Annotated in this window: 19 protein-coding genes and 1 tRNA gene; 12 read left to right on the top strand and 8 right to left on the bottom strand. The window is 62.2% G+C overall.

The window, feature by feature from the left end; all coding sequences use genetic code 11:
* Nucleotides 1-64: 64 nt before the first annotated feature.
* Nucleotides 65-1453, bottom strand: coding sequence for an MFS transporter (locus tag LDN85_RS04735; protein ID WP_223945421.1), 1389 nt, complete (start codon nt 1451-1453; stop codon nt 65-67).
* A gap of 235 nt (nt 1454-1688) precedes the next feature.
* Between LDN85_RS04735 and LDN85_RS04730 the strand changes: the two genes are divergently transcribed.
* The 3 genes from LDN85_RS04730 to LDN85_RS04720 all read left to right on the top strand — a co-directional run bounded on the left by LDN85_RS04730 (nt 1689) and on the right by LDN85_RS04720 (nt 4198).
* On the top strand, nt 1689-2570 hold the full coding sequence (locus LDN85_RS04730; protein WP_223944739.1) for a helix-turn-helix transcriptional regulator: 882 nt from the start codon (nt 1689-1691) through the stop codon (nt 2568-2570).
* Nucleotides 2571-2624: 54 nt separating this feature from the next.
* Entirely contained in the window at nt 2625-3107 is a 483-nt protein-coding gene (locus LDN85_RS04725) for a DUF2306 domain-containing protein (protein WP_223944738.1), read from the top strand.
* A gap of 869 nt (nt 3108-3976) precedes the next feature.
* Nucleotides 3977-4198 carry a hypothetical protein gene (locus tag LDN85_RS04720; protein WP_223944737.1) on the top strand — a complete coding sequence of 74 codons (222 nt, stop codon included), beginning with the start codon at nt 3977-3979 and terminating at the stop codon, nt 4196-4198.
* Nucleotides 4199-4246: 48 nt separating this feature from the next.
* Here LDN85_RS04720 and LDN85_RS04715 read toward each other — a convergent pair whose 3' ends face one another.
* A complete protein-coding gene (locus LDN85_RS04715) occupies nt 4247-4558 on the bottom strand; it encodes a hypothetical protein (RefSeq protein WP_223944736.1) in 312 nt (103 codons plus the stop codon).
* Nucleotides 4559-4720: 162 nt separating this feature from the next.
* Between LDN85_RS04715 and LDN85_RS04710 the strand changes: the two genes are divergently transcribed.
* Nucleotides 4721-4975 carry a hypothetical protein gene (locus tag LDN85_RS04710; RefSeq protein ID WP_223944735.1) on the top strand — a complete coding sequence of 85 codons (255 nt, stop codon included), beginning with the start codon at nt 4721-4723 and terminating at the stop codon, nt 4973-4975.
* A 31-nt stretch (nt 4976-5006) separates the two neighbouring features.
* Here LDN85_RS04710 and LDN85_RS04705 read toward each other — a convergent pair whose 3' ends face one another.
* Nucleotides 5007-5288, bottom strand: a complete 282-nt coding sequence (locus tag LDN85_RS04705; RefSeq protein WP_223944734.1) for a hypothetical protein — start codon at nt 5286-5288, stop codon at nt 5007-5009.
* A 238-nt stretch (nt 5289-5526) separates the two neighbouring features.
* Nucleotides 5527-5784, bottom strand: coding sequence for a hypothetical protein (locus tag LDN85_RS04700; RefSeq protein ID WP_223944733.1), 258 nt, complete (start codon nt 5782-5784; stop codon nt 5527-5529).
* Nucleotides 5785-5910: 126 nt separating this feature from the next.
* Between LDN85_RS04700 and LDN85_RS04695 the strand changes: the two genes are divergently transcribed.
* On the top strand, nt 5911-7041 hold the full coding sequence (locus LDN85_RS04695) for an ATP-binding protein (protein ID WP_223944732.1): 1131 nt from the start codon (nt 5911-5913) through the stop codon (nt 7039-7041).
* Between the two features lie 612 nt (nt 7042-7653).
* Here LDN85_RS04695 and LDN85_RS04690 read toward each other — a convergent pair.
* Nucleotides 7654-7730, bottom strand: a tRNA-Thr gene (locus LDN85_RS04690).
* Nucleotides 7731-7938: 208 nt separating this feature from the next.
* Nucleotides 7939-8817 carry a thioredoxin domain-containing protein gene (locus tag LDN85_RS04685; RefSeq protein WP_026548385.1) on the bottom strand — a complete coding sequence of 293 codons (879 nt, stop codon included), beginning with the start codon at nt 8815-8817 and terminating at the stop codon, nt 7939-7941.
* Between the two features lie 172 nt (nt 8818-8989).
* On the opposite strand from LDN85_RS04685, the gene LDN85_RS04680 reads away from it, so the two are divergent.
* From LDN85_RS04680 to LDN85_RS04660, 5 genes are all read left to right on the top strand, one after another.
* A complete protein-coding gene (locus tag LDN85_RS04680; protein WP_026542646.1) occupies nt 8990-10489 on the top strand; it encodes a trehalose-6-phosphate synthase in 1500 nt (499 codons plus the stop codon).
* Entirely contained in the window at nt 10479-11276 is a 798-nt protein-coding gene (gene otsB, locus LDN85_RS04675; RefSeq protein WP_223944731.1) for a trehalose-phosphatase, read from the top strand. Before LDN85_RS04680 ends, otsB begins: the two co-directional genes overlap by 11 nt.
* A 206-nt stretch (nt 11277-11482) precedes the next feature.
* Entirely contained in the window at nt 11483-12565 is a 1083-nt protein-coding gene (gene ugpC, locus LDN85_RS04670) for a sn-glycerol-3-phosphate ABC transporter ATP-binding protein UgpC (protein WP_026542644.1), read from the top strand.
* A 104-nt stretch (nt 12566-12669) separates the two neighbouring features.
* Nucleotides 12670-14250 carry a beta-N-acetylhexosaminidase gene (locus tag LDN85_RS04665; RefSeq protein ID WP_223944730.1) on the top strand — a complete coding sequence of 527 codons (1581 nt, stop codon included), beginning with the start codon at nt 12670-12672 and terminating at the stop codon, nt 14248-14250.
* Nucleotides 14247-15668, top strand: coding sequence for a DUF4032 domain-containing protein (locus LDN85_RS04660; protein WP_026542642.1), 1422 nt, complete (start codon nt 14247-14249; stop codon nt 15666-15668). Before LDN85_RS04665 ends, LDN85_RS04660 begins: the two co-directional genes overlap by 4 nt.
* A gap of 63 nt (nt 15669-15731) precedes the next feature.
* Here the strand turns inward: LDN85_RS04660 and LDN85_RS04655 are convergent, their stop codons facing one another.
* Nucleotides 15732-16433: a GntR family transcriptional regulator gene (locus LDN85_RS04655; protein ID WP_223944729.1), complete on the bottom strand. Its 702-nt coding sequence runs from the start codon at nt 16431-16433 to the stop codon at nt 15732-15734.
* 34 nt (nt 16434-16467) lie between these two features.
* A complete protein-coding gene (locus LDN85_RS04650) occupies nt 16468-17934 on the bottom strand; it encodes a chlorohydrolase family protein (RefSeq protein ID WP_026542640.1) in 1467 nt (488 codons plus the stop codon).
* 146 nt (nt 17935-18080) lie between these two features.
* Between LDN85_RS04650 and LDN85_RS04645 the strand changes: the two genes are divergently transcribed.
* Entirely contained in the window at nt 18081-19130 is a 1050-nt protein-coding gene (locus tag LDN85_RS04645; protein WP_223944728.1) for an ABC transporter permease, read from the top strand.
* A gap of 56 nt (nt 19131-19186) precedes the next feature.
* Nucleotides 19187-20911 carry an ABC transporter substrate-binding protein gene (locus tag LDN85_RS04640; RefSeq protein ID WP_091554354.1) on the top strand — a complete coding sequence of 575 codons (1725 nt, stop codon included), beginning with the start codon at nt 19187-19189 and terminating at the stop codon, nt 20909-20911.
* The last annotated feature ends 20 nt before the right edge of the window (nt 20912-20931 follow it).

Genomic DNA, 20931 nt, shown 5'->3' with positions numbered 1-20931 from the left:
GACTGGAGGAGGGTCCTTGGAAGAACCCCTCCCCGAAGTCGTGCAGGGCTTCTGCCTTTAGGGCTTATTCGGCGGAGATCGCCGGCTTGCGCAGGAAGAGGCCCACCACCACCGCGGTGAGCAAGCAGAGGCCGGCGTTGACCCAGATGGCGGCGGTGACACCGCTGAGGACGGCTTGGGCCTCGTCGTTGCCGATGCTGAGGATTTGGGCTGTGAAGATGGCACCCATAATGGGGATGCCCATGGTGATGCCGATCTGCTGGCTCATTGTTGCCAGTCCCGTAGCCATACCTTGTTCTTCATCAGGCAGCCCGGAGGTTGCCGTGACCATGAATCCGACGATGACAACGAGGTTGGCTGCGCCACCGATGAAGGTGGCGAGCAGCAGCAGACCGATTGATGCGGGGTCTGCGCTGAGCAGGACGAGGACGCCTGTGGCAATGGCCTGGACTATGAATCCGTAGATGATGGCATTCTTGTTGCCGATCCTGCTGATCACATTGGGTCCGAGGATGCCGCCGAGTACCGTGCCGAGGCCAAGGACTGCGAAGGCCAAGCCAGCACCGAGCGGTGTGTAGCCGAGAACTTGCTGCAGGTAAAGCGTCAGCAAGAACACCAGGGACGTTTCAGTGACGAAGGCCAGGATGCCCGCGATGTTGCCCCAAGCGACAGTGGAGCGCTTCAGAATCTCCAGTGGTACCAGCGGCCAGGCTGCCCGGCGTTCGACGGCGACGAAAGCAACGAAGAGCACAACGGCTGCCGCGAGGGAGCCCAAAGTAAGAGGGTTGGTCCACGAGTGCTCGGCGGCGTTCGTCAAACCGAAGACAAGGGCCAGAAGGCCGAGGGTAACGGTGACGGCGCCCGGAACGTCCAACTTCAACTTCGAGGTGGGTTTGCTCTCAGCGAGGACGATGGGGGCGATGACCAGTACTGCGATGGCAACAGGCACGTTGATGAAGAACGCCCAACGCCAGCTCAGAAGGTCTGTCAGGAGCCCGCCGAGGATAGCGCCGGTCGTAAAGCCCGCGGCCATCAGTGAGCCGTTAAGGCCCAGTGCCTTATCGCGCAGCGGGCCTTCCGGGAACGATGCCAGCAACAAGGACAAGGCTGCGGGAACGACAATGGCCGTAGCGACGCCTTGGCCCACGCGAGCGATAAGCAACAACGCCGGCTCGGCAGACAACCCGCCGGCAAGTGACGCCGCGCCGAGCAGGGCCATGCCGATGATGAACATCTTGCGGCGCCCGGCAATATCGGCGACACGGCCAAACAGCAGCGTCAGGCCCGCAGCGCAGAGTGCGAATGACGTCGCAATCCACTGAAGGTTCTCCATGCTGAAGCCAACATCGGTGCCGATGGCCGGTAGGGCTACGTTGAGGATGGAGAAGTCGACAGCGAGGGTAAAACTCGCTGTGAGCAGGACAATGAGTGCCAGCCGTTGCTTGGCGGTCATCTGCCTTTTCGAGTCCGGCTGGGGTTCATGGTCGGTGGCATACGGAAGGCTGGTGCCTTTGGTGACATCCGGTTGTGTCGTCATGGAAGATCCTTTGCTGGAGCTGTATCCGCCCGTGGGCGGCTTTCTTCACAGCTCCAACGGTCCAGGTATGCCCCCGGATCAACCACACCCCCTCTTGCCTACCCCTGACAGGGACAGGACACTGCCACCGGGGACCGGCAGAATGGTGAACATGACTATGGTGAGTGAACTTGGGGAGTTCCTTCGAGTCCGAAGGGCCTCGCTGCAGCCGGAAGACGTCGGCCTCTTGAATTACGGCATCCGCCGCGTACCAGGTCTCCGGCGCGAGGAACTGGCAATGCTCGCGGGAGTCAGCAATACCTACTACACCCGCCTGGAGCAGGGCCTCAGTAACAACGCTTCTGATGCCATCATTGATGCGATTGCCCGGGCCCTGAATCTCAACACTGACGAGCGGGCCCACCTGTTCAATCTTGCCCGCGCCCGCCCCGCCAAACGCCGCACCGTGACGAAGCCGGACAAGGCCAGGACAGGGACGCTCCGCCTTATTCAGTCAATGGCCAGCACCCCCGCCATCGTGCTGGGACGCCGCAGCGAGGTGCTTGCCTGGAACCGGCTTGGCCATCGCCTGGTTGCCGGGCACTTGGACTTCGACGCACCGATGTCGGCTGCAACAAGGCCAAACATGACTCATTTGTTGTTCCTTGACCAGCACACCCGCGAACTTTACTCACGGTGGCTGGAGGAAGCCACGCGTGCAGTGTCATCACTGCGGCTCATCGCCGGCCGGGCCTCGGATGACCCCGAACTCGCCTCTTTGGTAGGTGAGCTCACTTTGAAGAGTGAGGAGTTCGCGAAATTGTGGGCTCGGCACCCCGTGCAGAACTGCATGTCCGGGTTGAAACACATGCACCACCCCGAGGTGGGCGATCTGGAACTGAACTTCGAGGTCCTCACACCGCCCGATGAATCCGGCCACAGAATCCTCATGTACGCCGCGGATCCGGGGACGCCGGCCGCGGAAGCACTTCAACTGCTGGCCGCCGGCGATGTGGTCTCCGAAGAGCCGCGCAGCTTCTCCCGGGATCTATGACCGTCCACGACGACACAGTCCGATAGTCCGTTCCGACTTCGCTAGGCTGCCCCTATGCCCTCGCCGTGGACTTTACTCATCGCCCTGCATGCCATCGCAGCGGGCTACGCCCTGATCTTCGGTGCCGTGAACCTGCTTCGCCGCAACAAGGGCAGCGCAGCGCACAAGACTTTGGGCCGCATCTGGGCGGCGGCCATGTACGTTGTGGTCCTGACCTCCTTCGGGATCCGGACCATCGACGGCGGGTTCAACTGGCTTCATGCCCTGTCCGTGCTGACGTTCTGCACCCTCACGATGGGTCTAGTGACAGTCCTCCGCGGCAACATCCGTGCCCATCAGCGTTTCATGACCGGCAGCTACTTCGGGCTCCTCGGGGCGTTCGTCGGCGTCGTAGCGGTCCCGGATCGACGGCTCCCCCAAATGGCTGTCCACGACCTCGCCGGCCTCACCCTCTGGATAGCAGCACTGGCGGTTTCAGCCGGCCTGACCATCGCCGGGCTCATGAACCTTCGCGCGAAGACTGCAACGGGGCAGTAGCGCCGAACAGCGATTGGGTTGGTCAAGCAATGTCCATCCAAAGAATCGTCACCGAGATTCCTCAGCAGCCGCCAAAGCCATTGGATCAAACAACCCTGTGGCCCCACCTCATAGCGACGATCGACAGGTTAGATGCCGCCGGTCAGGAGCGCAACGCACTCGGTTTGGCGGGCGAAATGATCGCCTACCACTGGTTGTTAGAGCGCGACCCCGGACAAGTGGACGAGTACTGCTGGAAGTCTTCAGGGCAGATAGCCGATCCACGTACAGCTTCGTGGGTAACAGCGTGCGCCTACGCTTCGCACTCCACATCTAACTCCAAGATGCAGAACTTTCGAACCATCTCAATGGAGGTGTCAGTTCGACGCAAGCGAGATAGAGACGAGGGAACGCGATCCAGTACAGGAGTCCGTTGAATGCCAGTGAGGAGAAGATGAGCCAGGCGAAGGGACCTCGTATCTCATCGACATCCGTAGTGCCGGTGGCATAGGTAATTCCTAAAACCAGCAAAAAAGCAGTCATGGTGGACGACAACGCGGCCATGATCAGATGTATAGCGACCACCTGAAATTCCTTGGCTCTATCAGTCAGTCGAAGACGCAGAGTGGAAGTGAGTGAAGGCTGTCAGCGTTCCACCGGCCAGCAGGGCAACAGCCGAAAGGAACGCACCAGGCTTCTGCAGAACGACCGGGACATGGAACGTTGATTCGAGTTGCCGCTTAAGGAGTAATGAGATGGCACGATGAGGCGGAGTGTATGAGACACCTATGGACAGCCAGCGGGCAACAACTCAAATGTCAGGACTGATCCCTCTTAACTAGAGTTTGCGGGACGCCTGACGGCATGCTGACCACAGCTCGCTTGTAACCGTGGCTCTCATGCCCTGCCGCCCATCGAAGCGTCTTTGCAGACGCCTGGGCCTGGACGCCGGACACCTTGTTCCTGCGCCGTGCGCGACCGCTGCCCGCACGATGACCACGGCCGCCATCACCGTCATCATCACCGTCACCGTCGTGCTCATGGCCGCCCCCGTCGTCGTCGTCGCGACCCCATCTGAGGTCTCCGACACCAGCTTCTCAAATGAGCAATAACCGTCGGACTATTTTGATTTGATGGCTAAAATCTAAATAACTACATCTTTATTCGGGTGGGCTAGTCGAGGTCAGCGCCGCCTCAGTTGGTGTCGAACCCGGATCGGTGCCTTCAACCAGGATGCTGTACATGACTCCGGCACCCAGCACAGCGGCCGTCACATCATGCGGAACGTCCTCCGGCTCGACGAGATAAGGGCCTTCCAGGGTGAAGCAGTACGCGGCCTTCTTGCCGCGAAGGATGTGCCAGTTCTGCGGGACCTCAACGCTTCCACCGGCGCTTGGCTCCACCTGCAGCCCCGGAGAAGCATCCACGAGAGCGGTCAGCGCCTCAGCGCCCAAAGCTTCGGGCAGGTACACAGCAGGTCATACGACATGATCCACAGGCTAGAGGCAATCACTCCGTCGGCAAAACGCGCCACAGCAGTAGCGGCGCAAACTCGCCACTTCACCTCACGGCTTATTAATCCATTCGGTGTAGCGTGAGTCGGGACACCCATCGCCAAGAAAAGGAACCCCGGCATGAAAACCGCGCGCGTAGCAGCCTTCCTGTCCTTGTCACTCCTGGCAGGTGGCGTCGCGGTAGGAGCAGGCGTAGCCGCTGCACCTGCAGCCACTGCCGCGGTCCCCGGATTCACTGCTTGGCCTTATGTCTCCTGGGACGCTTGCACCTACTGGCAGGGCCAATACGCCAAGAAGGGCTACCTTGTGACCGGCTGCGTCTACAGCCAGTCCCACAACGGGTACAGCTTCCAGTACAAGCGCCAACTCCGCTAAGGGTCTGACTGGTCTCCCCAAACGGGCAGGCCTAGTCAGCCTTGACGTCTCTCTTCCTCATCCGCGGCGGCGGCCACTGAACGTCAATCTGTACCGGCCTTTTGCCCGCCTTTGGCTCAGGAACACCCCGTTCCTGTCGACGTGAATCGGCGTGCCAGTCCTGCCGCGCCCAGACGACGTGGAGCCAGGCGAAGAGCCCCACCATAACCGGCAGAACCATCCTGACCCATTGGCCGTCCCCTAGGGACGACATGACTGCCATCACTGTGCAGGCGAGGGCTATTCCGGCCCACATGACGGAGAACGTTGTCATGAACCAAATTGGGGCCACCGCCGATGAGTTTCCTTGGCGATACAGCGTGACCTCGTCCGTGCGGTAACTGTGAAGTCCACCCTCCACCGTCCGGGCAAGAATGCGCTCGTTCCCCGCGGCAACAACTTGGTCGTGCCATCGCCTGACGCACTCATCATCCCGCTGGCCCGTGCTGGCTTCTCGCGCTGCTACTGGGTTTAGTCCCTCCCTGTCGTACTCGTTTCGGTGTTCCGAGAGGTCAGACAACGGTGCTCATGACGTTCCAGCCCTGCCCAACCTGAACACGTGGCATCCACGCGGTGGCGCTTCCGCGCGGATACAACCACAGGATTCCAGCGCTGTCACGTGCCAGCAGGTCGGCGCGGCCATCTCCATTGAAGTGGCCGACCGCAGGGTTACCACCCTGAACGGCAACGGCGGAAAAGAGAGCCAGGACCACAACGCTGACGATTCGAGCCAGGTAACTGCGCATGCGGCTCACCCTACCGTCAGTCATGAGCCTCACAAGGTTATCCCGTTGATCGGGCGTGAACGTGCCATTGCAGCGGCCTCTCGACCCGTCTCCTACTACGCACTACTATAAGAAATATAAAGACTTTAAAAAATTTATAGGAGTGTAAAAGTGGCAGCGAAAAACCCGTTCAAACCGACAGCTGGTGCCCGCCCACCGCTTCTTATCGGCCGGGATGACATGCGCCAAGATTTCGCAGAGAGCATCGAGAATGGTCCCGGCGCCCCCGGATTGCTCTCTATCTTCACCGGCCCCCGCGGCATCGGCAAGACCGTCATGCTGGGGGAAATCGAAGACGAAGCCATCGAGCACGGCTGGATTGTCATCTCGGAAACCGCCACGGCCGGACTCGTCGACCGCATCGGCAGCGGCGTCCGCGCCGCGGCTGAAGAGCTCGGGGACGGCCCTGGCGGCCGCCGGGTTACCGGGGTGACGCTCGGAATCGTGCGCGTGGATACACAGCTTCCGGCTGCGCGTGAGGTTCACTGGCGGCGGCAGATTACCGAACTGCTGGAGAAGTTGAGCGAGCAGGACACCGGGTTGCTGATCAGCATCGACGAGATTCATGCCGTGGACCGGACCGAACTCTCCGAAATCGCAGCGGTCGTCCAACATCTGATCCGCGAAAGTCTTCCCATTGGCCTGGTCCTTGCTGGTCTGCCGAAGTCTGTCGAAGACCTGCTCAACGAAGGCGTCTCCACCTTCCTTCGCCGCGCCGAAAAGTACGACCTGCACAGGACCTCGATAGGCGAGGTCGCCGAAGCCTTCCGGGATACTTTCTCGGAAAGCGGCGTGAACATCAGCGACGAACATCTCCGGCAGCTGGCCGAAGCGACGGGCGGCTACCCATTCCTGATCCAGCTCGTCGGCTACCACGTGTGGAGTCAAGCCAGAAAATCAGGGGCGGTAGTCACCGACGAGGCGCTGGCTGCCGGAGTACAGAAAGCCCGCCGTCGCATGGGTGCCACCGTCCTGCAGTCTGCCTACTCGGCTCTTTCCGATGTCGATCAGTCGTACCTGCTGGCCATGGCTGAAGACGATGGCCCGTCCAGCACCACAACAATTGCGGAGCGTTTGGGCGTCAACGCCGTATACGGCGGCCAATACCGGCTTCGGCTATTGGCTGCTGGGGTCATCGAAACAACAAGCCGGGGATACGTCGATTTCGCCGTCCCGACATTCCGCGAATTCCTCCGCGACACACCCGCTTATGGACTTCGGCTGCAGCACCCCAAACACTGAGAGCCACGCTGTAGCGCTCTGCGCGCAGTAGAAAGGAAAGAATTGGGAAAGCGGAAGCCAGCGGCGTGGGGAATTGTCGTCCGTCTCGATAACGGATTGCAGTTTTACTACTACCTGCACCCCAACCGTCCAGGAGACGAATGGAGCCCCAGGGAGAACCAAGCATTGCGGTTCACATCAGAGGGGGAAGCTCAAACCCGCTGCAACACGTTCCTCACCAACAGCAAAGCCAAGGAGTACTAAGTCGTACCGCTACCCCTTTTGAGGTCGTAGATCACTGACAGCTTCAGGTCTGGTCTCTCGCGTGGCCTCGCACCAGCTATGCGGAAACACGTAATGTGCCCAGTGCGCCAATCGGAGGCTGGACCTTCCCATCAGGCGGTCCCATTCACTGGCTCAGAACAGTCCGGCACTTGGCGGCCCTTCGCACATTGCCTCTACATTGCTGATGCTTCAAGGCGCAGGAGTCACAGCCGGCACAGATGTTGTTCCGGGTATCCATCGGAATCGGTTGAAACCTTCCGACCGCCCTGCAGAAAACGTGTCCCGCCCTGCATTCCGGACATGAAAACCCCTCCATCCCGTGCAAATTGTCCGGAATGGAGGGGTTCGTGGAGCCCCCTGTCGGATTCGAACCGACGACCCCCGCTTTACAAGAGCGGTGCTCTGGCCAACTGAGCTAAGGAGGCATGCTCCGGTTACCCGAAGCACAGCGCGAAAGAGCGCTAGATAAGGTTAGCCCAGACCATCCCCGTCAACGAAATTCGCCGGGAACAACGCCGAACAAACCGGGAACAACCCGCACCAAACCGCGAACAGCCCGAACCAAACCAGACAACAGCGGCCGGCCACCCATGAAGAAAAGGTGACCGGCCGCCGTCGTACGTTCCGCGGGTGTTAGCCCTTGGCGTCTACTGCCGTCTGGATTTCGGCGTTCAGGTCCGTGCTGCCGTCCCACTGCTTGCCGTCGATGAACACGGTGGGCGTGCCCGTGACGCCGATTGCCGCAGCTTCCTGGGTGGCAACCTTGACCCACGGACGGAACTGCTTGCTGTCGACACAGGAGTCGATGTTGGCCGCGCCTACTTCGGTGGCCATCTTCTTCAGGTCGTTGTCGGAGATGCCCGCACTGCCTTCAGCCGGCTGGCGCTCGAAGAGCAGGTTGAAGAAGTCCGCATACTTTTCCGGGGAGGTGTTCACCACGCACGCAGCGGCGTTGGCTGCGCGGGAGGAGTAGTTGGTGGTGGACTGGCGGTCCAGGAATCCGAGGGGACGGTATTCGAGGGAGATCTTGCCTTCGTTGCGCAGGTTGGTCAGCGACTCACCGTAAGTGGTCTCGAAGCGCTTGCAGACGGGGCAGATGAAGTCGATGTAGGCAACAACCTTCACTGGCTTACCGGCTTCAGCCTCGCCGCCCGGGACCGTCACGGTTGCCGGCGGGGTGGCTGCCGGGGCGGGAACGTCGGCGACGTTGACGCTGGCCGGCTCGGACTTAACAACTTCGCTGTTGGCCAGCAGCGTGACGCCGCCGTGGACGTTGCCGTTGGCCGGCGTCGGGCCCTGATCTGCGATCGGCGCGTTGTTCTGCGCCTGGCCGATGACCACGAACGCCACCACGGCGATGATGACCACAACGGCAACCACAATGCCCCAGCCGACCAGAAGCTTGTTGCGCTTGTCCTTCTTCAACTGCTCTTCGCGGATTGCGCGCGCCTTTTCCCGTGCCTGGGCGGTGCGTTCGGCCTTGGACAGGCGTTGTTCGTTTGCGGGGCTCATCAGTTCCTCGGGGTATTCGACATCATGGGGCGTAGGGCAACGGGGTCAGTTTACGGGAGCAAACTTGAAGATCCGCCGCAGACCCTCCTGCCCGGTTGTTGAACGATCAAGTGCCATGGAAGATTCCGCTAGTAGGCTGGGAGTTGAGTCACAGCAACCCCAGGGAGCATTAATGCAGGATTTGGCAAGCGAAAAACTCAAGACCGAAGAAGGCGTTCGGGCTGCTCCAGTCAAGAAGCCCACGGCAACAAAGTTCGACTTCATGGTGGTCTCCAACAGGCTGCCCGTGGACCGCATCAGTGATGACGACGGACACGGCGCCGACGGCTGGCGGCGTTCGCCCGGGGGCCTCGTGACGGCGCTCGCGCCGATGATGACAAAGTCCGACGGCGCGTGGGTGGGTTGGCATGGCGCCCCGGACGAGACGGTCCGCCCCTTCAGCCACGAGGGCATGGACCTCATTCCGGTCCAGCTGAGCAGCGATGACGTTGAACTGTTCTACGAGGGCTTTTCCAACGCGACCATCTGGCCGCTGTACCACGACGTCATTGCCCCGCCTGAGTTCCACCGCACGTGGTGGGACTCCTACCGCAAGGTCAACCGGAAGTTCGCCGACGCCGTCACCCGGCACGCCGCCGATGGCGCCACCGTGTGGGTGCAGGACTACCAACTTCAGTTGGTGCCGCGCCTGCTGCGCGAGACGAGGCCCGACCTCAAGATCGGCTTCTTCAACCACATCCCCTTCCCGCCGCCGGAGATTTTCGCCCAACTGCCGTGGCGCCGGGAAATCATTGACGGCCTGCTGGGCGCGGACCTCCTGGGCTTCCAGCGTCCCAGCGATGCCGGCAACTTCATGCGCTCTGCCCGCCGCTTCCTGGGTGCCAGCGTCAAGCAACAGCAGGTCCACGTCAAGGGCCCCGACGGCGAGGTAACGCACATCGCCAGGGCGCAGGCTTTCCCGATCTCCATCGATGTTGCCCAGATCCGCGAGCTCGCCACCAAGCCGGAGATCATTGAACGCGCCCAGCAGATCCGCAAGGACCTTGGCAACCCGAAGACCATCCTTTTGGGCGTGGACCGCCTGGACTACACCAAGGGCATCCGGCACCGGCTCAAGGCTTTCGAGGAACTTTTGGCGGACGGCCACATCAAGGTGGAGGACGCCACCCTGATCCAGGTGGCAAGCCCCAGCCGGGAACGCGTGGAACAGTACAGGCTGCTCCGCGAGGAGATCGAGGGCACGGTGGGCCACATCAATGGCACCTACGACACCATCCAGAACACTGCGGTCCGCTACTTGCACCACAGCTATCCGGTGGAGGAGATGGTGGCACTGTACCTCGCGGCGGACGTCATGCTGGTCACCGCGCTGCGCGATGGCATGAACCTGGTGGCCAAGGAATATGTCACGGCCCGCTCCGAGGATGATGGCGCGTTGGTCCTCAGCGAGTTTGCCGGTGCCGCCGACCAGCTCAAGCAGGCATTCCTGATCAACCCGCACGACATCGATGGCCTCAAATCCACCATCCTGCGTGCTGTGAACCTTCCCCCGAAGGAAGCCCGACGCCGCATGAAGCTGATGCGCAAGCAGATCCTGGATCACGACGTCGATCACTGGTCGGCTGAGTTCCTGGCCGCCCTGGAGGAGAAGGTGGTGCGCGATGACAGCTGAGAAGCTCTCACTATCGCCTGAGCTGCTCGAAGCAGTACGCCGCATATCCAGCACGGAGCACTTGCTGGTGGCGCTCGATTTCGACGGCACCCTCTCCCCCATCGTGGACAGGGCGGAGGATGCCAGGCCGCTGCCCCGCTCCGCTGCGGCGTTGGAGGCCCTCGCCGAACTGCCGCGCACGACGACGGCACTCATCTCGGGCAGGGCACTGGACAGCCTGCGGCTGGTTGCCTCCCCTCCTGCGGACACGCTGCTGATCGGCAGCCACGGGGCCGAAGTCTGGCTCGGTGAAGGATCCCTGGGCCTGGAACTGGACGACGAACAGCGCACCAAGCTGGCCGCGGTCCGTGAAGTCCTCGCGGAAATCGTGAACATCGCTCCGGGGACGCTGCTTGAGGACAAGCCCGCCGGCGTCGTCCTCCACACCAGGATGGCCGACGACGACGTCGCGGAGGACGCCGTCGAGGCCGCCACCCGGGTGCTTCGCGAGCATCCGGGAGTTTACCTCAAAACCGGCAAGCGCGTACTGGAGACCTCGGTGGTCCACGCTTCCAAGGGTGAAGCGGTGGAGTTCCTCCGGCAGGCAACCGGGGCCACGGCCATCTTGTTTGCCGGCGATGACGTCACTGACGAAGACGCCCTGGGCAGGCTCCTGGGCGATGACGTGGGCATCAAAGTCGGTCTGGACTTCACCCAGGCCCAGTACAGGGTGGAGGCGCCGGTGCACGTGGCGGAGCTGCTTGAGGCCTTGCTCAGTGAGCGTCGGCGGGTCACGGCAGGGGCTTGAAGCGTGACCAGCGCAACATGTGACGTTCGTAACATTTAGGTAGTAAGTCCAAAAGTCTGACATACTCTTGGATGTGATGTGACGCACAGTACCGTGCGGCGTCATGCGATCCTCCCCGGCCATCGGCCGGGGAGTTCAACTGAAGAAAATGAACCATTCACAACGGATCGTCCGGCACGTACCTGCCGGTGAAGGGATTGATAACTGTGGCTACAGTTACTTTTGATAACGCTACGCGTCTGTACCCGGGCACAGATAAGCCCGCCGTCGATAAGCTCAACATCGACATCGCCGATGGCGAATTCCTGGTCCTCGTTGGACCCTCCGGTTGCGGTAAGTCCACCTCCCTGCGCATGCTCGCAGGTCTTGAGGACGTCAACGCAGGCCGCATCCTGATCGGCGACCGCGACGTCACGGACGTTCCGCCGAAGGACCGCGACATCGCCATGGTCTTCCAGAACTACGCCCTGTACCCGCACATGACTGTTGCGGACAACATGGGCTTCGCACTGAAGATCGCCGGCGTCTCCAAGGAAGAGCGCGCCGAGCGTGTTCGCGAAGCCGCCAAGCTTCTTGACCTCGAGCAGTACCTGGACCGCAAGCCGAAGGCACTCTCCGGTGGTCAGCGCCAGCGTGTTGCCATGGGCCGTGCAATCGTCCGTAACCCGCAGGTCTTCCTCATGGATGAGCCGCTCTCCAACCTTGACGCCAAGCTCCGCGTCCAGACCCGTACGCAGATCGCATCCCTGACCCGCCGCCTCGGCGTCACCACGGTCTACGTGACCCACGACCAGGTCGAGGCAATGACCATGGGTGACCGCGTCGCAGTGCTGAAGGACGGTCTGCTCCAGCAGGTCGACACCCCGCGCAACCTTTACGACCGCCCGCAGAACGTCTTCGTTGCAGGCTTCATCGGCTCCCCGGCCATGAACCTGCTGGAACTGCCGGTCGTCGACGGCGGCGTACAGTTCGGCGGAACGGTTTACCCCGTGCCGCGCGACGTTCTCGAAGAGGCTCACGGCCGGACCGTCACCGTCGGTTCGCGTCCGGAAGACCTTGAGACGGTCGGCAACGGCGAGGGCCTGCAGGTTGAGGTTGACGTGGTTGAAGAACTCGGCGCCGACGCTTACGTTTACGGCCACACCATCCTTGATGGCAAGAGCCACGACATCGTTGCACGCGTCGACGGTCGTCGTCCCCCGATGAAGGGCGAGTCCATCTTCGTTCGTCCGCAGTCCGGCCACGTGCACCTGTTCGACACCAAGACCGGCCTCCGCCTGGGCGACTAGTCCAGGCCGGCGCTGACGCGTCATTCATTTCCGCATCTTGATAGCGGCCCGACCCCTCCAGGTCGGGCCGCTCTCGCGTTAACCTTTCTCCCGGAAAGAACGGTATGAACACCACAGATAACCTGGTCCCCCGCCCCTCCCACGTCGCGCTCCAGGACACCCCTGCCTTCACCCTCGCCCCCACAGCACGGATCGCAGCGGCAGACTCAGCTGCCGCGGTCGCTGAACAGCTGGGCCTGGTGCTGCGCGCCGGCACTGGTTTCGAGTTGCCCGTCGTCGAGGACACCCGCCCAGGCGATATTGCCCTTGAGTTGGCGGACGCGTTCGACGGCGGCCCGGAAGCCTATACCCTCAGCGTCACCGGGAGCGGAGTCGGGCTCACGGCTTCCACTCCGGCCGGACTTTTCAATGGAGTCCAGACGCTCCGGCAGCTTTTCCCAGCCACTCTCGAGAGCGGTAGGCCAGACGGCGACTGGGTGATTCCCGCCGTCGAGATTGCCGACGCACCCAGGTTCGCCTACCGGGGCCTCATGCTTGATGTTGCCCGCAGCTTCTTCACGGTGGAGGAGGTCAAGGAACAGATTGACGTCATGACCCAGTTCAAGCTGAACGCCCTCCACCTTCACCTCACGGACGATCAGGCGTGGCGCATCGAGATCCACGAACCGGAACAAAACCCGTCGGGATTGCCGTACGCGGATCTCACCACCGTGGGAGGACAGGGTGCCGTTGAGGTCCCTACCGCCATGCCGGTGAGGGGCCGTGAAGGCTTCTACACGCAAGAGGATTTCAAGGACATCCAGGCCTACGCCGCTACCAAGAACGTCCTGGTGATACCGGAGATTGACCTGCCCGGGCACGTCAATGCCGCCCTCGCAGCGATTCCGCAACTTAACGCCGATGGCCTGGCCAAGCCCATGAGCACCACCGCCGCCGTCGGCTGGTCGACACTGGACGGTTCCCTTCCTGCCACGTACGAGTTCGTCCGCGAGGTCCTGGCTCAGCTCGCCGCGATCACTGCAGGCCCGTACATCCATATCGGCGGTGACGAAGCGAAGGTCACCGACCACGACGACTATGTTGCCATGGTGCAGGAATTCGCAAAGATTGCCGCCGCGACCGGCAAGACAGCCATGGGCTGGAACGAGTACGCCGCGGGTGAGCTCCCCCAAGGTTCAGTCATCCAGTATTGGTTCGGCGATCTCACCCCGGTGGTCAAGCAGGCAGAGACCGGTGGTTCGCCGGTGATCATGTCGCCGGCCGCCAACACCTATCTGGACCAGAAGTACTCCCCGGAGAGTCCTGTTGGGCTCGAATGGGTGGAAGGCGGGCCGTTCACATGGGCGGAGTACTACAACTGGGATCCGGCCCAGGGCGGCCTGACGGACCAACACATCCTGGGCATCGAAGGCCCCTTGTGGACTGAAACCGTCCGCAACAACGCCCAGGCCCAGTGGCTCCTCTACCCCAGGGCTGTCTCGTTGGCGGAAGTCGCGTGGTCGGGCCAGGAGGTCCGGAACGCAGGTGACTTCCGACGTCGGCTCGGCGCCTTGGGCGAGCGGCTCGCCTACCAGGGCGTCGCCTTCGAAGCAGCGCCCGACGTCGAGTGGTCAGCAACGTCGAGGTGGCCGTTCCCGGACGCCGGGACGCCGGCCGCCGCTGAGTACGGAACAATTGAGGCATGAGCGAGCAAAACGGAGCCCAGTGGCACGACGAACCGACCGACTACGGGCAGATCGGCAAGCTCCCCCGCACTGAAGCGGCGAGTGCACAGGACACCGCGCCTCCCGCCAGTGTCATCGGTTCCCTGAACATCACAGCGGCGTCTGCGGACCCGGAGCTGTTGGACCTTCCGTGGCATATCGCCTTGGAAGATTGGCCGGCCGAAAACCTTGCGGCACTCCCCCGCGGTATCTCCCGGCACATCGTGCGTTTCGCGCACCTGGGTGGTTCGGTGATCGCCATCAAGGAAACCTCCGAGCACGTGGCCCGCCATGAGTACCACATGCTCCGGAAGCTGGCCCGGCTGGATGTTCCCTGCGTGGAGCCGGTGGCTGTGATCACCGGACGCACCACCGCGGATGGCCGGCCGCTGAACCCGGTGCTGGTGACCCGGCACCTGAAGTTCTCCATGCCGTACCGTGCACTGTTCTCCCAGATGCTCCGCAAGGACACCTTGACGCGCCTCATTGACGCCCAGGCACTCCTGCTGGTTCGCCTGCACCTTGTGGGCTTCTACTGGGGAGATGTTTCACTGTCCAACACCTTGTTCCGCCGCGACGCCGGCGCGTTCGCCGCCTACCTGGTGGACGCTGAAACCGGCGAGCTCTACCCGGACCTGTCCATGGGACAACGCGAATACGATCTCGAAATCGCCCGTGTGAACATCGCGGGCGAGCTGATGGACCTGCTGGACGGCGGGCTCATCGAGGAAAAGGTGGACCCCGTGGCCACCAGTGAGCTGATCATGGACAGCTACCGCCGGCTTTGGACTGAGCTGACGGAGAAGGAGTCCTTCGAACTCGGCGAACGGTGGCGTGTGGCCGCCCGCATCCGCCGCCTCAACGAGCTCGGCTTCGATGTGGAGGAGTACGCCATCAAGACCACGGCGGACGGCTCCACCATCCAGCTCCAGCCAAAAGTCGTCGACGCCGGCCACCACCAGCGACGTTTGCTGCGCCTGACCGGCCTGGACGCCCAGGAGAACCAGGCACGCCGGCTCCTGAACGACATGGACCAGTTCCGGGCGGACAACAACCCGGACCTGGACGAGGAGATCAGCGCCCATATCTGGGTCAGCCAAATCTTCGAGCCCATTGTGCGTTCCATTCCGCGTCACTTGGCCGGGAAGCTGGAGCCGGCCGAAGTGGTCCACGAGGTCCTGGAGCACCGCTGGTACATGAGCCAGAAGCAGGACAGGTACGTCCCCTTGGCCGAGACGGTGCAGTCCTACCTGGATACGGTGCTGCAGCACCGCCGCGACGAGGCCGCCATCATGCTGAACCCGGACACTGAGCTGCTGAAGATCCTTGAGGTCGAGGTGGAGGAATCCGGGCGCTACGACGATGAAGACGAGGAAGAGTACCCGGACGCCGACGACTAGCGGAGTTTTTGTACAGATAACGCCCGGAAGAGGGCCTCTAATGGGCGTTATCTGTACAAAAACTCACGGTTCCAGGGTTTCGGCCAGGCCGGCCAGGACCGGCTCACGGCCCAACTCAATGTGCGAGTACGCCAGGGAGTACGCCAAATCCGGCTTGCCCTTCAGGATCGCGTTGCATAATTCGGTGTGTTCATCACGCTGGAGTTCGTTGCTGCGGTTGTGGGCCAGTCCGAAGATCCAGCGCATCCGGCCAAAGAGGGGCTTCACGGACTCGATCAGCAGCCGGTTGCCGGACAGGCGCACAATTTCGGCGTGCAACTCGGCGCTGATGACGGCAACGTCGTCAGTCCGGTCCTCGTCAATGGCAATCTTGGACGCTTCCATGAGTTCCACGAGCCGTCCACCGTCGCTGCCCTCGGCAACCCGGGTGGCGGCCATCCTCGCGGCGAAGGTTTCCAAGCACAGGCGAACATCGAAGAGCTCGTTGACATCCGTCAGGGTCAACTGCCGGACCACAGCACCCCGGCGTGGGAACGTCGCCACGAAACCGTCCTGCTCAAGGCGTTGAATGGCTTCCCGGACCGGTATGCGGGAGACGTTGTAGAGCTCGGAAAGCTCGCGTTCGCGCAACCGCATACCCTGCGCGTAGGTCCCCGTGACGATGCCTTCCAACACCAGTTGGTAGACGTTCTCCGCACGGGCCTCATCATCACGGCCGTTTCCGTTGTCCGGCATCGCCTCAGCCACTGTAAAACTTCCCTTCATGCCGGCGTCCGCTCCCTGTGCCGGACGGCGCCGGTCAGCGTTCCAACCGAGCATACACGGGAGGAAACAGCTCATCGGCCGGTCGGTTCCGGGCATCGCGGACGGTGTAGGCGCGGCGCATCTTGTCGAAGAGTTCCTGGCCCTTCGCCCGCCAGAAGCCCAGGTCCACACCCTCGATGACGCCGTCCGCCATGATGGTCCTGCCGGCCACCACGGAAAGCACCGCCTGGCGGGCCGTACCGTTCAGGATGAGGGTCCGCAGCGGGTCCCCATGGACGCCGTCGCGGAAATCTCCGAGTTGGAAGGCCACCATATCTGCTTGGGCGCCGGGCTCGAGGCGACCCAAGTCAGGACGGCGTAATGCCTGTGCCCCGCCCAAGGTGGCGGCGTCGAAGTATCCGGCGACGTCACCGGCGTCGTTCCTCCCGGCCAGGATTTTGGCGAGTTGCACGCCGGCATCAATTCCCCGGAGGAGGTCCGGCGGGAACGAGTCCGTTCCCAGCGAGATGTTGATGCCCGCTTCCTTGTAAGCCTGGAAGGAATCCAGCGTGCTGCCGTAACGCATGGACGTCAACGGGCAGTGGATGATGCTGGCGCCACTGTCCGCGAGCTTTTTGAGATCACCCCGGTCTTCACCGAACACCGCAGGGTTCCGGTCAGTGTAGGTGGCATGCGGGATCAGGAGCCGCTCGTTGAGCAAGCCCGCCTGGTCCAACAGTTCCAAGGGCGTCACACCGTGCCACTGCAGGATCAGCTCGCGTTCCACCAGGCCCTGGAGCGAATGCAGGCGGACCAGGACATCCCGTTGCCGGGAAGCCGCGGCGGTCTCCTTAAGCAGCCCGACGTCCAGGGTCTCTATGCGGCACGGGAGCAGGACACCGTTGACCAGGGGGTCGTTGAGTTCCGTTGCATGGTCCACGAAGCGCAAGGCGTCCGCCAGCCCCTCACGGCCGCGGTCGTCGTCGAACATGACCGAGCGTTCGCCGTTGTCCAACACGACGTTCACGCCCGAGCGGTAGGCGGGGCCAAGGTAGCCACGCAGGCCCAGGCGTCGGCTGGTCTCTGCCATCCCCGCCAGTTCCTCGAAGGACTCGGCCCATTCGGAGTGCACTTCGGAGGCAATCGGCATGTACGTGGTGACGCCGTGGAGGAGAAGCTGGATCAACGCATACTCGCGGATCTCCTGGCGTTCCTGGGCGCTAAAGACATCCGCCCGGTGGTTGCGGAAGTAGTCCTCGGACCACTGGTGGCCCTTGGCCTGCTCCGGGCTTGCCCAGCTGTCCAGGATGAGGTGGTCGATGTCGGTCAGGGCATCGAGGTCGATCAATCCAGGCATCAGCAGGGCCTCCCCTGCGTGGAGTTCCTCGTCCACGGGCCCGTTGTAGTCATGGCCGACGTACTCAACGACATCCCCGCTGTAGACAACGCACGCGTCATCCAGCAGCACATGGCGTCCGTGGTGATGGCCCAGCACATAGCGGGCAGTGACCTTGGTGCGCACGGCAGCTCCTCTTCCTGTTTGTGGTTCAGATCCCAAAAGAAAAGTCTCTGGTATTCCAAACAGTACATTATTTGTGATTTACATCGCATGAATCCTGCTCTAGTCTATTTTGGTATACAAGAACTCCGGAGCCAGCTCCTTGGATCATGAATCGAGCAGAACCGTTGACCCAGTTACAGTCAGAACCAAGCATCGGCAGCCCGCCGCCTCCTCCGGCAACGTCGCCGGAGGAGAAAGCGGCCGCACCCGCCGAGGCCCGCTCACTGCTCGCCACCGCCTGGATGCGGATCCGGCGGAGCAAAATCGCTTTCCTTAGCCTCTGCGTTGTTGTGGCCATCATGTTGTTCGCCATACTGGCTCCCGTCCTCAGCGCCATGTCCGGCAACGATCCCTTCACGTCCAACACCAGCCCGGATGTCCTGGATGACTTTCAGACCCCGGGACTTCCATTGCCCGGCTACATGTATCCGTCCGCCCAGCACTGGTTGGGCGTGGAACCCGGCCTGGGACGCGACCTCTTCGCCCGGCTTGCCTACGGCGGACAGGTCTCCTTGACCATCGCGTTGCTCTCCACAGCAGTCTCCGTGGTCCTCGGAACGGTCCTCGGCGCGGCGGCAGGCTACTTCGGCGGCAAGACCGATGCCATCATCAGCCGCATCATGGACTTGTTCCTGGCATTCCCGCACCTTCTGCTGGTGCTGTCCCTGACCCCCATTTTGCAGTCACGGCTCCGGGACACTCCCTTGGGCGAAGGCAGCTTCCTGCCCATGGCCTCGCTGGTGATCATCCTGGGTTTCTTTGGCTGGGCCTACCTGGCACGAATCGTCAGGGGACAAGTGCTCAGCCTCCGCGAGCGCGAATTCGTGGAAGCTGCCCGGTCCTTCGGCGCTTCCCACCTCAGTGTCCTGTTCCGGCAGATCATTCCCAACGTCATGGGCGTCGTCCTGGTTTATGCCACCATGCTGATCCCCACCAACATTTCGGCAGAAGCCGCACTGTCCTTCCTGGGTGTCGGCGTCAAGGACCCCACACCGTCGTGGGGCCAGATGCTCAACGCAGCCCAATCCGGCAACTGGTACCTCAGCGATCCGTGGTTCCTCGCCGTTCCCGGCATCATGCTCATCGTCACCGTCCTGGCCTTCAACCTCCTGGGCGACGCAGTCCGCGACGCCCTTGACCCCAAGTCCTCCCGCTAGCAAATTTCGCACTGACCCTCATCCCCGCATCGCCTTACACCCTCACAAGGAGCACCATGAAAACCCCTGCAAGAGCTCTGGCACTTTCGGTGTTGATCGCCATGGCCGCCACCGGCTGCGGAGCCGGCCAAAGCCAGCCCGGCAGTTCACAGACGGCCGGCTCAGTCACTGAGTTGGCCCCCAACGTGGTCAAGTCCGGCTTCAACGGCAAGGGCGGCAACATCAACGTCCTCATGTCATCGGACTTCCAGACCCTGGACCCGGGCAACAGCAACTATGTCCAGACCGCCAACGTCGGCCAGTTGTACTACCGCACGCTGACCATGGCCAAGGAAACAGCCGGCCAGCCACCAACCGTGGTCCCGGACCTCGCCACGGATACCGGCAAAGTCTCCGACGACGGCCTCAGCTGGACCTTCACGCTCAAGGAAGGCGTGAAGTTCGAGGACGGCACGCCCATCACGTCGGCCGATATCAAGTACGGCGTGGAGCGCACCTTTGCCCAGGACGTCTACACCCAGGCGCCCCAGGAATTGAATGCAGCGCTCGACGCCGGTGGGTACAAGGGTCCGTACAAGGATCCTTCCGCTGTGCTCAAGGCGGTGGAAACACCCGATGACCGTACGGTGGTCTTCCATTTGAAGAAGCCGTTCGCGGAGTTTCCTGCCTTGGCATCACGCTCCAACACGGCCCCGGTGCCCAAGGCCAAGGACACCAAGCTGGACTACACCAACCACCCTGTGTCCTCCGGGCCCTACATGGTGGAGTCCTACAACCGCGGCAAGTCCCTGAAGCTGGTCCGCAACCCGCACTGGGATCCGGCCACGGACCCCAACCGTTCGGCACTTCCTGACACGTTCAGCTTCTCGCTCTCCACGTCCCAGGCCACCATCAGCCAGCAGCTTTTGGCCGACTCGGACCCCAACGCCATCACCTTGGACTCCAACGGTGCGCTTCAGACCTCGGATTCTGCCAAACTGGCGGACGCCAAAGTCAAAGACCGCGTGGCCTCGGGCCTGCTCGGATGCAACGATGTCCTGAGCCTGAACACCGAAAAGATCAAGGATCCGGACGTCCGCAAGGCCATCGCCTTGGCGCTGGACCGCCAGTCCATCCTGGTCCAGTACGGTGGACGACGCTTTGGTGAGATCACCCAGAGCCCGTTGAACTCCAAGATGCGCGGCTATGTGGAGACAGAGCTGGAGCTGGATCCCACCGGCAAGCCCAAGCTGGAGGAAGCCAAGAAACTCCTCGAAGGCAAGGACTACCCCAAGAGCCTCACCTACGGCTACGCCAACAACCGGGATGCCTTCAAGAACACAGGCACCGTGGTGCAGCAGAACCTGAAGGCCCTGGGCATCGATGTTGAACTGGTGGCGATTCCGGCACCCAACTACTACTCGGTCCTGGCCAGCGAACAGCTCCCGGACATGGGCCGATCCGGCTGGTGCGGCGGTGCCGACCCCGCGTCCATCCGTACGTCCGCAGATCCCTTGCTGGGTCCGAACAACGAGGGCACCAGCTACGGCTTCTCCAACACGTCCCGCTACTTCGATCCCGTAGTTTCCAAGGCCATGTTCGATCTCCGCAATACGGACGGCACCTCCGAGGAACTGGGCAAGAAGTGGTCCGAGGCCTTCGGGTCTGCTTTGAAGACCTACCCGATCGTCCCGCTCATCCGCAGCCACACCAACAGCGTGGTGGGCTCGAATGTCCGCAATGCCCAAGTGGGCTACTTCTTCGGCGGCATCGACCTCTCGATCGTCGGCGTCGAGCAATAACCGGACTACGAAAAACTATT

Source organism: Arthrobacter sp. StoSoilB20 (assembly GCF_019977295.1).
In the GTDB taxonomy this organism is placed as follows: Bacteria; Actinomycetota; Actinomycetes; order Actinomycetales; family Micrococcaceae; genus Arthrobacter; species Arthrobacter nicotinovorans_A.
This window is presented reverse-complemented; position numbering and strand designations above follow the sequence as displayed.